We start from the raw sequence: 13,451 nt of genomic DNA, 5'->3' as shown, positions 1-13,451 counted from the left end.
TGTGAACAAGAGACAGATTTGTGGACAAGTATCCAGAACTGTAAGAATTGGGCTGAAGAAGTGTCAAGACTCCGAAGGGCCATTCGATGATCTACGGACACGACCCCAGGACCAGCCAGACCGTGGGCGTCGCCCTGCCAGAGACCGACACCGCCGGGGTCGACCTGGTCGTTTCCGCCGCGGCGGCCGCCGGGCAGGCCTGGCGGGCCACGCCGGCGGCCGAGCGGGCGCAGGCGCTGGAGGCCGTCGCCGACGCCCTCGCCGCGCACGTGGACGAGCTGTGGCAGCTCGCCGACCAGGAGACCGCCCTCGGCGAGGTACGCCTGCGCGGCGAGGTCGCGCGGACGGCGGGGCAGTTCCGGCTCTTCGCCGAGGTGATCAGGGATGGCGGTTACCTGGAGGCGATCATCGATCACGCCGACGCCTCCCTGACCCCGCCGCGGCCCGACGTACGGCGGATGAAGCACGCGCTGCCGGGCGTGGTGGCGGTGTTCGCGGCGAGCAACTTCCCGTTCGCGTTCTCGGTGGCCGGGGGCGACACCGCCTCGGCGCTGGCGGCCGGATGCGCGGTGGTCGTCAAGGCGCACCCGGGGCACCCCAACACCTCGGAGCGGGTGGCGAAGATCGTACGGGAGGCGCTGCCGTACCCGGATCTGCTGGGGCTGGTCCAGGGCATGGGGGCCGGGGCGGACCTGGTCCAGCATCCGCTGGTGGTGGCGGCCGGGTTCACCGGGTCGGTGGCCGGGGGCAAGGCGATCCAGCAGCTGATCGACGAACGGGAGACGCCGATCCCGTTCTACGGTGAGCTCGGGAGCGTCAACCCGGTGGTCGTGCTGCCGTCCGCGCCCGTGGACAAGGTGGCGGCCGGGTTCGCGGGGTCGCTGACGCTGGGGGTCGGGCAGTTCTGTACGAACCCGGGGCTGATGTTCGTGCCCGAGGGCGACGAGCTGCGCAAGGCGCTCGTGGAGGCGGTCGAGGGGACCAGCGGCGGGCCGATGCTCGCCGAACGGATCAGGGACGGTTACCTGGGCGGCGTCCAACGGCTCGGCGAGCTGCAGCTGCTGGCCGAGGGCAAGGCCGGGGAGGGGAGCTGGGCCGTGACGCCGAAGGTGTTCACCGCTGACCTGGCCACCTTCGCGGAGAAGCTGCCGGAGATCGGGGAGGAGTGCTTCGGGCCGGCGTCGATCGTGGTGACGTACCGCGAGGTGGGGGAGCTGCGGGCGGTGCTCGAGCGGCTGGACGGGTCGCTCACGGCCACCGTCCACGGGACCGATCCGGACGAGGCCGGCGAGGTCGTCGAGGTGCTCGGGCGCAAGGCGGGGCGGCTCATCTGGAACGGCTGGCCGACGGGGGTCGCGGTGTGCTGGGCGATGCACCATGGCGGGCCCTGGCCGTCGGCCACCACGGCGTCCACCTCGGTCGGGGCTACGGCGATCGAGCGGTGGCTGGCGCCGACGGCGTACCAGGACTGGCCGGAGGGGTTGCTGCCGGATGAGTTGAAGGATGGCAACCCGCTCGGGATTCCGCGGCGGGTGGATGGGCGGTTGCAGCTCGGCGGCTGAGGGCCGACAACTGCACGCTGATGGCTGACGGCGCGCTCATGGCTGTTGGCTCAGGTGGTGCCCGGCCCACGCTGGCTCGTGGCTCGTGGCCGGTGTCGCGCGGCTCGTGGCTCGTGGCTCGTGGCCGGTGTCGCGCGGCTCGTGGCTCGTGACTCATGGCTGGTGGCCGGCGGCTGTTGATTCGGGCCCGCGTGCACGGCTCAGGCCTGAGTGCTGGTGCCATGTGGCTGATGTCCTGTGGCTGGTGTCGCGTGGCTGGTGTCGCGTGGCTGGTGCCGCGTGGCCGGTGCCACGCGGCTCCTGTCAGCTGACTGGTGTCGGCCGGCTCCTGTCGGGTGACTGGTGTCGGGTGGTCGTGCCGCAAGGTAAGGGCTCATGGTCCACTGCTCCTGCTCCACTGCTCCTGGGGCGGGGGCGTGGTGAAGGGCCATGGGTGAGGGCGGTGGCTGATCGCCGGTGGCTGGTGGGACGCGGCTGGTGGTGACAGGGCGGCCGTGGTTGGAAGGGGTGCTGGGGGAAACGGGAGGCTGGGGAAGAGGTGCGGGGAGGGGCGGCGGAGACAGGGCCGGGGGAGGCGGGTCAGGCGCCTGCTATTTCCAGCCCTGCCCCCACAATCCGCTCAAGCCGTTCCACATGCTCCACCGACGGATCCACCAGCGGCGCCCGCACCCCGCCGACCTCCAGCCCGCGCAGCCGCACCCCCGCCTTCACCAGCGACACCGCGTACCCGGGCACCAGGTCGCGCAGCTCCACCAGCGGCAGGTAGAACCCGGTCAGCAGCCGCTGCACCAGCGCCTCGTCCCCGGCGGTCAACGCTTTGTGGAAAGCGATCGCGATCTCGGGCGCGAACGCGAACACCGCGCTGGAGTACAGCGTCACCCCGAGCCCCCGGTACGCGGGCATGGTGAACTCGGCGGTCGGCAGCCCGTTGAAGAAGGTGAAGTCCCGGTGGCCGGCCTCCCGCACCCGCAGGATGATCCGCTGGAGCAGGTCGAAGTCGCCGAGGCCGTCCTTGAGGCCGACGATGTTCGGCACCTGGGCCAGCTCGGTCACGGCCTCGGGGGTGAAGCGGGCGTTACCCCGCTGGTAGATGATCACCGGCAGCTCGGAGGCGGCGGCGGCCACGTCGCGGACGTACCGGACCAGGCCGGCGGCGGGGGCGTTGACGAGGTAGGGAGGCATGAGCAGCAGCCCGTCGGCGCCGCGCGCGGCCGCCTCGCGGGCGATCGCGCGGGCGGCGGGGAGCGTGCCGCCGGCCCCGCCGAGCACGGGCACCCGCCCCCCGGCGGCGCTGACGGCGGCGGCGACGGCCCGCCCGTACTCGCCGAGGTCGAGGGCGTTGAACTCGCCGGTGCCGCACGCGGTGAACACCGCTCCCGCCCCGGCCGCGACCCCGTCGGCGACGTGCCGGGCGAGCACCGCTTCCGCGAGCTCGCCGGCGGCGTCGAACGGGGTCACCGGGAAGAAGAGAACGCCATCTAGCCGCATCAACGGTCCTTTCCTAGCGGATGCCCTCCCGGCGGAGGGTGGCAGCGAGCTTGCGGGTGTGCTTGATCACCGCTTCGGTGACCCGTTCGACGTCGGCGGGCGGCAGGGCGGCGGGCATCGAGCAGCTGATCGCGTCCGTGGCCGGGATGCGGTAGTCGACGGCCACGGCCACGCAGGCCAGGCCGGGCGTGCCCTGTTCGCGTTCGCAGGCCCAGCCCCGGGTGCGCACCTGGTCCAGCTCGCCGGTCAGTTTGCCCAGGTCGGTGATGGAGTGCTCGGTGAGTCCCTGGAGGGGGTCGGGGAGCAGGGCCACGACCTCGTCGTCGGTGAGCTGGGCGAGCAGGACCTGGCCGAGCGCGGTGACGTGGGCGGGCAGCCGCCGGCCGACCCTGGGGATGACGTGCGCGGCCTCGCGCGACTCCCTGGTGGCCAGGTAGAGCACGTGGGCACCGTCCCGGCGGGCGAAGTGCACGGTCTGCCCGATCTCGTCCCGCAGGTCCTCCAGGGTTTCCTGGGCGAAGGGCAGCGCGGGATCCTTGTCGAGGTACGCCGTCCCGGTGAGCAGCGCGTGCGGCCCGATCCCGAACGCCGAGCGGGCCGAGTCGGTCTCGACCCAGTTGAGCTCGACCAGCGTGCGCATGAGGGCGTGCAGGCTGCTGCGCGGGAAACCGGTGCGCTGCTGGAGCTCCGACAGCGTCAGGGTCTCGTGCGACTCCGCCAGCGCTTCCAGGATGCGTACGGTCCGCTCGGCGGACTTGACCAGCTGGGGCTCCATACTCGTCCCATCTCACTCCACAATGCCGACACATCCAGCATATGGGATAGCGTCCAGATACGTGGACGCTATCCCTTGACCGCTATCCCTTGACCGCCCCGCTGGTGAGGCCGCGCATGAACTGCCGCTGGAACGCCAGGAACGCGATGATCGACGGCAGCAGCGCCAGCAGCGAGGCCGCGAGCAGCACCCCGATGCCGACCTCCTCGTCCGAGCGGAGCGAGCGCAGCGCGATGGGCAGCGTCCACATGGTCGACTCGGTCGCCACGATCAGCGGCAGCAGGTACTGGTCCCAGATCATGGTGAACCCGAAGACGCCGATCACGCCGAGCGCCGGCCGGCACAGCGGCACGATGATCGTGGCGAAGATGCGCAGCTCGCCCGCCCCGTCGATGCGCGCGGCCTCCTCCAGCTCGACCGGCACCTCCTTCATGAACTCGGTCATGACCAGGATCGAGAACCCCCAGGCGCCGACGGGCAGGATCATCCCCGCGTACGTGCCGATGAGGTTGAGGTGCAGCACCGGCAGGTCGGCGAGGACGAGCGAGAGCGGGATCGCGATGATCTCCTCGGGCAGCATCATCGTGGCCAGCATGAGCAGCATCACGACCGTCATGCCGCGGAACTTCTTGCGGGCCAGCGCGTACGCCGCGAAGACGCTCACCAGCATCTGCAGCAGCAGCCCGAAGCCGACGACCACGAACGAGTTCAGCAGGTAGAGGTAGACGTTCTTGTCCCCGGCCTGGATGAAGTTCTCCAGCGTGAACTCGTCCGGCCAGAGGGTGAACGAGGTGGGGTCGAGGGTCTTGCTGAACGCGCTGACCAGCAGCCCCACGAGCGGCCCCGTGAAGGCCACGACCATGAGCCCGTAGACGACGAAGCGCGCGGCGGCGGCGAGCGGGCCCTTGCGTGACTCCAGCCCCAGTGCGCTGTCGAACCTCATGACGCCTGCCTCCTGCGCATCAGCTGCACGATCACCGTGAGCACGAGCGTGGCGAGGAACAGCACGATCCCGCCGGCCGAGGCGACGCCCAGCTCGTTCTTCTGGAAGCCGAGCTTGTAGATGAGCGTCATCAGCACCTCGGAGGAGTTGTTCGGCCCGCCGTTGGTGAGCACGTAGACCTCGACGAAGACGCGCAGCCCGCGGATGGCCGCGAGCGTGAACAGGATCCAGAACACCGGGCGCAGCGCGGGCAGCGTGATGTGCCGCAGCCGCCGCCAGGTGGAGGCCCCGTCCACGGCCGCCGCCTCGTAGAGCGTGCGGTCCACGCCGACCAGCCCGGCCAGGAAGATCATCATGTCGTACGGGGTGCCGCGCCAGACGCTCATGAGCATGATCGACCAGAGCGAGGAGTGCTCACTGGCCAGCCAGGGCTGCGGATCGACGCCCGCCCAGCCGATGATCACGTTGAGCATCCCGTTGTCGGCCGGATGGAACATGATCCGCCACACCTCGGCCACCGCCGCCATCGTCGTCACGACCGGCAGGAACGCCGCCGTCCTGACGAACCACAGGTAGCGTGCCGGCCCCTCGACGAGCAGCGCCAGCCCGAGCCCCAGCACGAGGGAGCCGATCGTGGTGCCGAGCGCCAGCACCACGCTGTGCCCGATGGCCGCGGCGAACAGGTCGTCGGTGATGATCGTGCGGTAGTTGTCGAGACCGACCCATTCGTCCCCGAGGAACGTCTGGACCTTGAACAGGCTCTTCCACAGGCCCACGACCATGGGGATGAACTTGAAGTACAGGAAGAGCAGCAGCGCGGGCGCCAGGAACAGCCAGGCGACCAGCGGCCCCCGCCACCGCGCCCGTCGGGCGCGGCGGCGAGGGGGCGCGGTGGCGGCTCCCGCCCGGGTCACGGTCGCGGTCATGACGCTTTCTGGCTCTGGAGTTCCTGGGTGAGCTTGGTGTTCAGCCCGTCCATGGCCGTCTTGACGTCCGCCGAGCAGTCGGCCCAGACGGTGTTGATCGCGTCGGCGGAGGTCTGCCGGATCGGCGCCCAGTTCGGCACCGGCGGCGCGTAGACCGCGAAGTCGTAGGACTCCTGGAAGACCTTCCAGCGCGGGTCCTGGCGTTCGGCGGCCATGTCCACGGTCCTGTTGACCGGCAGGCGGACGATGGCGCCGTTGGCGTCCTTGTTCATGCCGATCCGCTGGCCCTCGGGGGAGATCGCGAACTCGGCGAACTTCTTCTGCGCGTCCTGCAGCTGCGAGCCGGCCATGAGGTAGACGTTCTCGCCCTCGCCGAGGGTGCCGGGGCCGCCGGAGGGGCCCTTGGGCACGGGCAGGACCTCGATCTTGTCGGTGCCGACGCTCTTGACGAAGCGCGCGAGCACGTACGGGCCGACCAGGTAGATGCCGCCCTGGCCCTTCTCGAACACCTCGTGCGTGACGGTCGTGTCGTTGCTGACCGCGCCCGGGTTGACGGTCTTGGTCTTGCAGAACTGGTCCTGGAGGTATTGGACGGCCTCCACGAACCTGGGGTCGTTCGCGGCGGCGACGTACTTGCCGGGGCCGTTGGCCTTGAGGAAGTCGGCGCCGTTGGCGTAGATGAGGGAGGAGGCGTACCAGGAGGCGTAGCCGCGCTTGGTGCCGGCGGGGGCGACGAAGCCGCTGGTGTCCTTCTGGCCGTTGCCGTCGGGGTCCTTCTCGGTGAAGGCGACGGCCAGCTTGGTCAGGTCCTCCCAGGTCGCGGGCGGCTCCATGCCGACCTTCTCGCGCCAGTCCTTGCGGACGATCAGCGCGAACGCCTGCGCGGAGAAGGGCGCGGCGTAGAACTTGCCGTCGCTGCCCGCGGCGGCCTGCCAGGCCCGGTCGGCGAGGTCGCCGGAGCCGGATAAGCCCGCCTTGTCGACCTCCTGGAGCCAGCCCTGGCTGTGCATGTTGCCGAGCTGCGCGGTGTCGTTGATGACGATGTCGGGAAGCTGCCGCTGCGCGGCCTGCTGGTTGAGTTTGGTCTCGAAGTCGTCGAAAAGCGCGACGACCTTGGTCTTCACCCCGCTGGACCTGGTGAATGCGTCGGCGAGTTTCTGCGCCGTCTTGGCGGAGTCGGAATCGGGCGCCTGCCGGATCCAGATCTCCAGAGTGTCGTCGGTTGAACTCGATCCCCCGGAGCCGCAGCCGGTCACCGTTGCGGCGAGGGCCGCAGCGACCGCGACCCCCAGCAGACGACGTGACATCAGACCGCCTCCCGTTCACATACGTGGACATGAGTCGAAGACTTGAACTCGTGGCTGTGAACGTAACTAGCGCATGCTTCACGGTCAATATTCAAGTATGTGAATTTGGGTCAGAATCGTGTACACCATGAAGACATGCGCATTCTCATGACCGGTGCCGCGGGGAAAGTCGGCACGCTGCTTCGCCCCCGGCTCGCCCGCGAGGGTCGCGTCCTGCGGCTCTCCGATCTCCAGCCGGTCGAGCCCGGTCCGGGGGAGGAGCAGGTCGTCGCCGACCTCGCCGACCCGGCCGCCATGGCCGAGGCCGTCAAGGGCGTGGACGCGGTGCTCCACCTGGGCGGGCAGAGCCGCGAGCACCCCTGGGCCGACATCGTGCGGGCCAACATCGACGGCACGCAGGTGCTGCTGGAGGCGGCGCGCGAGGCGGGCGTACGCCAGCTCGTCCTCATGGGCAGCCACCACGCGGCCGGCTTCCACACCAGGCCGGCGGGCGGCGAGGACCTGCCGGACTACGCCTTCCCCCGCCCCGACACCTTCTACGGCGTCAGCAAGGTCGTCATGGAGGCCCTGGCCGGCCTCTACCATGACCGCTTCGGCATGAACATCACCGTCGTCCGGCTCGGCACCTGCAACGAAGGCCCGCTCGACACCCGCGGCCTGGCCACCTGGATCTCACCCGACGACCTGGCCCGCCTGGTCGAGGCCGCGCTGGTCGCGCCCGGCCTCCACGTGGTGTGGGGCGTCTCGGACAACACCCGCCGCTGGTGGTCGCTGAAGGAGGCCGAGTCCATCGGCTACGTCTCGCGCGACGACTCGGAGACGCTGGCGGCGCCCCTGATCGCCGAGCACGGCGAGCCCGACCTGTCGGACCCGGTGCACGACCGCGCGGGCGGCGTCTTCACACTGAAGGAGCTCGGCGGCCGCTGGTGACCGCCGACCATGGCAACCGGTTGCACGAACCTTGACGGGCAGAGCGGCAAAGGTCAAGGTTTGATCTGGCAACCGTTTGCAAGGGAGGACGGCGATGGCGGCGACGATCAAGGACGTGGCGCGCGCCTGCGGCGTGCACGTGTCCACAGTCTCCCGCACCTTCTCCGCGCCGCACCTGGTCAATCCTGCCACCAGGAGCCGGGTGCTGGCCGCGGCCGACGACCTCGGCTACCGGCCCAACCGGGCGGCCCGCGCGCTCACCACCGGGCGCACCTTCAACATGGGCCTCATCGTGGCCGACATCGCCAACCCGTTCTTCCCGCCGCTCATCAAGGCGGCCCAGGCGCAGGCCAGGGGCCGCGACTACCACGTGTTCGTGGCCGACACCGACGAGGACCCGCGGGTCGAGGAAGAGCTGATCAGGACGTTCACCAAGCAGGTGGACGGCGTCCTGCTGTGCAGCCCCCGCCTGTCCAACAAGATGATCGAGCGCCTGGCCGAGGACGTCCCGTTCGTGGTGGTCAACCGCCGCATCAAGGGCATGCCCGCGGTGCTCATGAACGTCGCCCAGGGCGCCAAGCTGGCCCTGGAGCACCTGGCCGGGCTCGGCCACCGCAGGATCGCGCTCGTGTCCGGCCCCATCGGGTCGTGGACCAGCAACGAGATGCAGGGCGTCGCCGCCGAGACGCCGGGGCTCGACCTCGTCTTCTTCGGCCCCAACCAGCCGACCGAGGGCGGCGGCCTGGCCGTGGCCGCCGACGTCGCGGCGTGCGGGGCGACCGCCGTGCTGGCCTACAACGATCTCGTCGCGCTCGGCCTCATCGAGGGGCTCGCCACGATGGACATCGGGGTACCAGACCAGATAAGTGTCATCGGGTTCGACGACATCCTGCCCGGCCGGCTCAACCGGCCGAAGCTCACCACGGTGGCCATGCCCGCCGTGGCCGCGGGGCGGATGGCGGTGGACCTGTTGCTGCAATCGGGGGGCGAGGGCGCGACGGTGACCCTCGACACCGCCCTCATAGTCCGCGAGTCCACGGGAAGGGCACAAAAATGATTTTCGGAACGCTGCCGTCCGGCGAGCAGGTGGAGCAGGTGGAGCTGTCGTCCGGACGGCTCCGCGCCGAGGTGCTGACGCTCGGCGCCGTCGTACGCTCGCTGGAGGTGTCGGGCCGCAACGTGGTGCTCGGGCTGGACACGCTGGAGGACTACCTCACCCGCAGCCGCTACTTCGGCGCGGTCGTCGGCCGCTACGGCAACCGCATCGCGGGCGGCCGCTTCACCCTCGACGGCGTCGAGTACACCCTGCCGGTCAACAACGGGCCCAACAGCCTGCACGGCGGCACCGAGGGCTTCGACTCCAAGGTGTGGACCGTCGCCGACCGCTCGCCCTCCTCCGTCACGCTGACCCTGGTCAGCCCGGACGGCGACCAGGGCTACCCGGGCACGCTGACCGCGACGGTGACGTACACGCTGGAGGACGACGGCCTGCGCATCGACTACGCCACCGAGACCGACAAGCCGACCGTGGTCAACCTCACCAACCACTCCTACTTCAACCTCAAGGGGCAGGGCGAGGGCGACGTGCGCGACCACGTCGTACGCATCGCCGCCGAGCACTACCTGCCGGTCGACGCCGACAAGATCCCGACCGGGGAGCTGGCGCCGGTCAAGGGCACCCCGTTCGACTTCACCGAGCCGCACGCGCTCGGCGAGCGCATCGACGGCGGCTACGACCACTGCTACGTGCTCGACGGCGGCATGAGCGTCACGGCCGGCGGCCTCACCATGGAGGTCACCACGACCGAGCCGGGCGTGCAGTTCTACTCCGGCAGCATGCTGGACGGCACGGTCACGCCGTTCGGGCCGTTCGCGGGGCTGTGCCTGGAGACCCAGCACTTCCCCGACTCGCCCAACCAGCCGCAGTTCCCCTCCACGGTGCTGCGGCCAGGCGAGCGCCGGACCTCCACGACCACCTACCGGTTCACCACCTGATCGGGCCGAACGTGTAGGGGTCTTTGTACGGGTGTGCGGCGCGTCAGCGCGCGGAGTCCGGTGTCTCCGTCGTACCTTTGGCACCATGGCCACCCGTACGCCGAAAAGCGCATCCAAGGGGCCGGCGAAGCGGTCGACCCCGGCCCGCACGACGTCCGCGAAGCGGACGACGGCGTCGGCCGGGCGCCCCCGGCCGAGGACGGGCGCCTCCGGCCGCAAGTCCTCCGTCGCCCACCCCGATCCGATCAGCTGGGTCTTCACGATGATCGGCAAGCTGATCGTCGGGCTGTGGATGTTGTTCGCGGGCGGGGTCGGCAGCATGGCCCGCGCGCTGGGCAACAACGCCCGCGAGCTGGACCCGGCGCACCGGCGCGACGGGCTCGGGCTGGCCTGGCTCGCCGCCGCGATCGTGCTGGCCTCCATGACCTGGCGCAACGCCGACGGGGCCGTCTCCGGGGTGGTCAACGCGACCGTGCGCGGCGTGTTCGGCTCGCTGGCCTGGGCGCTGCCGCTGCTGCTCGGCCTGCTGGCCTGGCGTTACATGCGCCACCCCGACCAGAACGCCGACACCGGCCGCATGGTGATCGGCTGGGCGGCGCTGCTGGTCGGCGTGCTCGGCGTGATCCACGTGGCCAACGACACGCCGTACCCGGCCGGCGAGGGCCAGGGCATGGACAAGGTGTCGGCGGCCGGGGGCATGGTCGGCTTCATCGTCTCGGCGCCGCCGATGAGCATCCTGCCGTCGTGGATCACGATCCCGCTGCTGCTGCTCCTGTCGGCGTTCGGCGTCCTGGTGATCACCGCGACGCCGGTGCACCGCATCCCCGAGCGGCTGGCCGAGCTGCGGCACCTGCTCTTCGAGCGGCAGTCCGACCCGCTGCCGCGCGAACCGAGCAGGAAGCGTCCCCGGACGAAGAAACCCACGGGCGACGGCGAGGGCGGCGACGGCGTCAAGCCCTACGACACGCCGGTGCTGTCGGAGAAGGACAAGGAGCGCGCCGAGCACTCGCCGGAGATCGTCCCTGGGCTCACCGACGAGGAGGACGCGGCGGTCGCCGCAGCCGCCGCGGCGGAGGCCGAGGCCGAGCGCAGGCCGCCGGAGCCGCCGCTGCCGACGCCCGCGCCGCGCAAGGTCGAGCAGCTCGTGCTGTCGCCGCAGGCGGGGCCGTACGCGCTGCCCGACCTGCAGTTCCTCAAGCCCGGCACCGCGCCCAAGCCGCAGACCAAGGCCAACACCACCGTGGTCAACGCGCTGACCAGCGTGCTGGAGCAGTTCAGCATCGACGCGCAGGTGATCGGCTTCACCCGCGGCCCGACCGTGACCCGCTACGAGATCGAGCTCGGCCCGGCGGTGAAGGTCGAGAAGGTCACCGCGCTCACCAAGAACATCGCCTACGCGGTCAAGTCCGCCGACGTGCGCATCCTGTCGCCGATCCCCGGCAAGTCGGCCATCGGCGTGGAGATCCCCAACGCCGACAAGGACCTCGTGGCGCTGGGCGACGTGCTGCGCTCGCAGGTGGCCCAGGCCGACCACCACCCGATGATCGTCGGCCTGGGCAAGGACGTCGAGGGCCGCACCATCGTGGCCAACCTGGCCAAGATGCCCCACCTGCTCATCGCGGGCGCCACCGGCGCCGGCAAGTCGGTCTGCGTCAACGGCCTGATCACCTCCATACTCATGCGGTCCACGCCCGACGAGGTGCGCATGGTGCTGGTCGACCCCAAGCGGGTCGAGCTCAGCGTGTACGAGGGCATCCCCCACCTCATCACCCCGATCATCACGAACCCGAAGAAGGCCGCAGAGGCTCTGGAATGGGTCGTGGGGGAGATGGACCGGCGCTACGACGACCTGGCGGCGTCGGGGTTCCGGCACGTGGACGAGTTCAACAAGGCGGTGCGGGCGGGCAAGCTGCAGCCGCCGCCGGGCAGCGAGCGGGTCTACCAGCCGTACCCGTACCTGCTGGTGATCGTGGACGAGCTGGCCGACCTCATGATGGTGGCGCCGCGCGACGTCGAGGACTCGATCGTGCGCATCACGCAGCTCGCCCGCGCGGCCGGCATCCACCTGGTGATCGCCACGCAGCGGCCGTCCGTCGACGTCGTCACCGGCCTGATCAAGGCCAACGTGCCCTCCCGGCTGGCCTTCGCCGTCTCCAGCCTCACCGACTCGCGGGTCATCCTCGACCAGCCCGGCGCCGACAAGCTGGTCGGCCAGGGCGACGCGCTGTTCCTGCCGATGGGCGCGAGCAAGCCCATCCGGATCCAGAACGCGTTCGTCTCGGAGAAGGAGATCGCCGAGATCGTCGCGCACTGCAAGGCGCAGATGCAGGTCGAATACCGCGAGGACGTGGCGGCGGCGCCGGTCAAGCGGGAGATCGACGAGGAGATCGGCGACGACCTCGACCTGCTGATCCAGGCGGCCGAGCTGATCGTGACCACCCAGTTCGGCTCGACCTCGATGCTCCAGCGCAAGCTGCGGGTCGGCTTCGCCAAGGCGGGGCGGCTCATGGACCTCCTGGAGAGCCGCAACGTGGTCGGCCCGAGCGAGGGCTCCAAGGCGCGCGAAGTGCTCGTGAAGCCCGACGATTTGCCCGGTCTGCTGGCCGACCTGCGTGGCGAATGACCCCAATGCGGGGGCGAGCGGCGTCAACTGGTTGAATAGGAACCACTACGGAGAGTCGTGGTGGGGGAACCAGACGCCATCGGGGAGGCGTTCGCCGTGCAGGAACAGCAGAGCATCGGGGCCATGCTGGCGGCAGCCAGGCAGTCGGCCGGGATGTCGGTCGCGCAGGTCAGCGCGGCCACGCGCATCCGCGAGACCATCGTCCATTGCATCGAGCAGGATCTCTACGACCAGTGCGGAGGCCCGTTCTACGCCAGAGGTCACGTCAAGGCCATCGCCGCGGCCGTCGGGCTCGATCCCGAGGCCGTCGTCCACCAGTACGACCAGGAACACGGCGGGGCGCCGGAGCCGGTGCGGGCCTCGGCCGTCTTCCAGGCCGACAAGAAGATCAACCTGCCGGAGCGGCGGGGGCCCAACTGGTCGATGGCGCTGGGGGTGGCGCTGGCGATCGTGGTCGTGTTCGGCACGATGCGCATGCTCGGGGGAGCGGGCGACCAGGTGCAGGTGGCCGGGGTGCGGCAGTCGTCGGCCCGGCCGAGCGTGCCGCCCAACACCCCCATCACCGAGTCGCCCAAGGCGTCGCCGTCGCGCGGCACGCGTTCGAAGGAGATGGTGACGCTGCGGATCAGGGCCAAGCGCTCGTCGTACGTCGGGGTGCACGACGCCGATGGCCACCGGCTCTTCTCGGGCACGCTCAACGCGGGCAAGACCTCGGAGTGGCGGGCGCCGGGCAAGGTGACCCTGCTGCTGAGCGACGCCACGGCGGTGACGCTGCAGGTCAACGGCAAGAAGGTGAAGCGGCTCGGGGAGCGCGGGGAGATGGTGCGCACCTCGTTCGAGGCGCCGAAGGCACCGGTCAAGCAGAAGGCCCGCTAGCCGTCTCCGGTGGGCCAGTGCATCGG

At 70.4% G+C, this 13,451-nt stretch carries 11 protein-coding genes; 6 read left to right on the top strand and 5 right to left on the bottom strand.

All coding sequences use genetic code 11. From position 1 onward, the window contains the following. Positions 1-86 precede the first annotated feature (86 nt). Positions 87-1,562, top strand: coding sequence for an aldehyde dehydrogenase (NADP(+)) (locus ACBR40_RS32325; RefSeq protein WP_371251193.1), 1,476 nt, complete (start codon positions 87-89; stop codon positions 1,560-1,562). A 579-nt stretch (positions 1,563-2,141) separates the two neighbouring features. Here the strand turns inward: ACBR40_RS32325 and ACBR40_RS32320 are convergent. From ACBR40_RS32320 to ACBR40_RS32300, 5 genes are all read right to left on the bottom strand, one after another. Beyond that, a complete protein-coding gene (locus ACBR40_RS32320) occupies positions 2,142-3,050 on the bottom strand; it encodes a 5-dehydro-4-deoxyglucarate dehydratase (RefSeq protein WP_371251191.1) in 909 nt (302 codons plus the stop codon). A gap of 13 nt (positions 3,051-3,063) precedes the next feature. Further along, a complete protein-coding gene (locus ACBR40_RS32315; RefSeq protein ID WP_344205011.1) occupies positions 3,064-3,825 on the bottom strand; it encodes an IclR family transcriptional regulator in 762 nt (253 codons plus the stop codon). 82 nt (positions 3,826-3,907) lie between these two features. Further along, a complete protein-coding gene (locus ACBR40_RS32310) occupies positions 3,908-4,768 on the bottom strand; it encodes a carbohydrate ABC transporter permease (protein WP_371251189.1) in 861 nt (286 codons plus the stop codon). Continuing rightward, positions 4,765-5,694 (bottom strand): sugar ABC transporter permease, encoded by a 930-nt coding sequence (locus ACBR40_RS32305; RefSeq protein WP_344205008.1) that lies wholly within the window; start codon positions 5,692-5,694, stop codon positions 4,765-4,767. The genes ACBR40_RS32310 and ACBR40_RS32305 overlap by 4 nt, the downstream gene beginning before the upstream one ends. Beyond that, a complete protein-coding gene (locus tag ACBR40_RS32300) occupies positions 5,691-7,001 on the bottom strand; it encodes a sugar ABC transporter substrate-binding protein (protein ID WP_371251187.1) in 1,311 nt (436 codons plus the stop codon). Before ACBR40_RS32300 ends, ACBR40_RS32305 begins: the two co-directional genes overlap by 4 nt. Before the next feature lie 135 nt (positions 7,002-7,136). Between ACBR40_RS32300 and ACBR40_RS32295 the strand changes: the two genes are divergently transcribed. From ACBR40_RS32295 to ACBR40_RS32275, 5 genes are all read left to right on the top strand, one after another. After that, positions 7,137-7,931: an NAD(P)-dependent oxidoreductase gene (locus tag ACBR40_RS32295; protein WP_344205005.1), complete on the top strand. Its 795-nt coding sequence runs from the start codon at positions 7,137-7,139 to the stop codon at positions 7,929-7,931. A gap of 94 nt (positions 7,932-8,025) precedes the next feature. Next, positions 8,026-8,988: a LacI family DNA-binding transcriptional regulator gene (locus ACBR40_RS32290; protein ID WP_344205004.1), complete on the top strand. Its 963-nt coding sequence runs from the start codon at positions 8,026-8,028 to the stop codon at positions 8,986-8,988. Next, a complete protein-coding gene (locus tag ACBR40_RS32285) occupies positions 8,985-9,926 on the top strand; it encodes an aldose epimerase family protein (RefSeq protein ID WP_371251185.1) in 942 nt (313 codons plus the stop codon). The genes ACBR40_RS32290 and ACBR40_RS32285 overlap by 4 nt, the downstream gene beginning before the upstream one ends. A gap of 85 nt (positions 9,927-10,011) precedes the next feature. Further along, complete coding sequence (locus ACBR40_RS32280; RefSeq protein ID WP_371251184.1) at positions 10,012-12,549, top strand: DNA translocase FtsK; 2,538 nt, start codon at positions 10,012-10,014, stop codon at positions 12,547-12,549. A 60-nt stretch (positions 12,550-12,609) separates the two neighbouring features. Beyond that, positions 12,610-13,425, top strand: a complete 816-nt coding sequence (locus ACBR40_RS32275; RefSeq protein WP_371251183.1) for a helix-turn-helix domain-containing protein — start codon at positions 12,610-12,612, stop codon at positions 13,423-13,425. Positions 13,426-13,451: the final 26 nt, after the last annotated feature.

Source organism: Nonomuraea sp. AD125B (assembly GCF_041402765.1).
GTDB classification, from domain to species: domain Bacteria; phylum Actinomycetota; class Actinomycetes; order Streptosporangiales; family Streptosporangiaceae; genus Nonomuraea; species Nonomuraea bangladeshensis.
Note: the sequence above shows the minus strand (reverse complement) of the source record. Positions and strands in the feature narration are given on the sequence as shown.

What these genes read in the sequence shown, in the direction of transcription:
- ACBR40_RS32325 (WP_371251193.1), top strand. Translation starts at nt 87, where the DNA reads ATGATCTACGGACACGACCCCAGGACCAGCCAGACCGTGGGCGTCGCC.
- ACBR40_RS32320 (WP_371251191.1), bottom strand. Translation starts at nt 3,050, where the DNA reads ATGCGGCTAGATGGCGTTCTCTTCTTCCCGGTGACCCCGTTCGACGCC.
- ACBR40_RS32315 (WP_344205011.1), bottom strand. Translation starts at nt 3,825, where the DNA reads ATGGAGCCCCAGCTGGTCAAGTCCGCCGAGCGGACCGTACGCATCCTG.
- ACBR40_RS32310 (WP_371251189.1), bottom strand. Translation starts at nt 4,768, where the DNA reads ATGAGGTTCGACAGCGCACTGGGGCTGGAGTCACGCAAGGGCCCGCTC.
- ACBR40_RS32305 (WP_344205008.1), bottom strand. Translation starts at nt 5,694, where the DNA reads ATGACCGCGACCGTGACCCGGGCGGGAGCCGCCACCGCGCCCCCTCGC.
- ACBR40_RS32300 (WP_371251187.1), bottom strand. Translation starts at nt 7,001, where the DNA reads ATGTCACGTCGTCTGCTGGGGGTCGCGGTCGCTGCGGCCCTCGCCGCA.
- ACBR40_RS32295 (WP_344205005.1), top strand. Translation starts at nt 7,137, where the DNA reads ATGCGCATTCTCATGACCGGTGCCGCGGGGAAAGTCGGCACGCTGCTT.
- ACBR40_RS32290 (WP_344205004.1), top strand. Translation starts at nt 8,026, where the DNA reads ATGGCGGCGACGATCAAGGACGTGGCGCGCGCCTGCGGCGTGCACGTG.
- ACBR40_RS32285 (WP_371251185.1), top strand. Translation starts at nt 8,985, where the DNA reads ATGATTTTCGGAACGCTGCCGTCCGGCGAGCAGGTGGAGCAGGTGGAG.
- ACBR40_RS32280 (WP_371251184.1), top strand. Translation starts at nt 10,012, where the DNA reads ATGGCCACCCGTACGCCGAAAAGCGCATCCAAGGGGCCGGCGAAGCGG.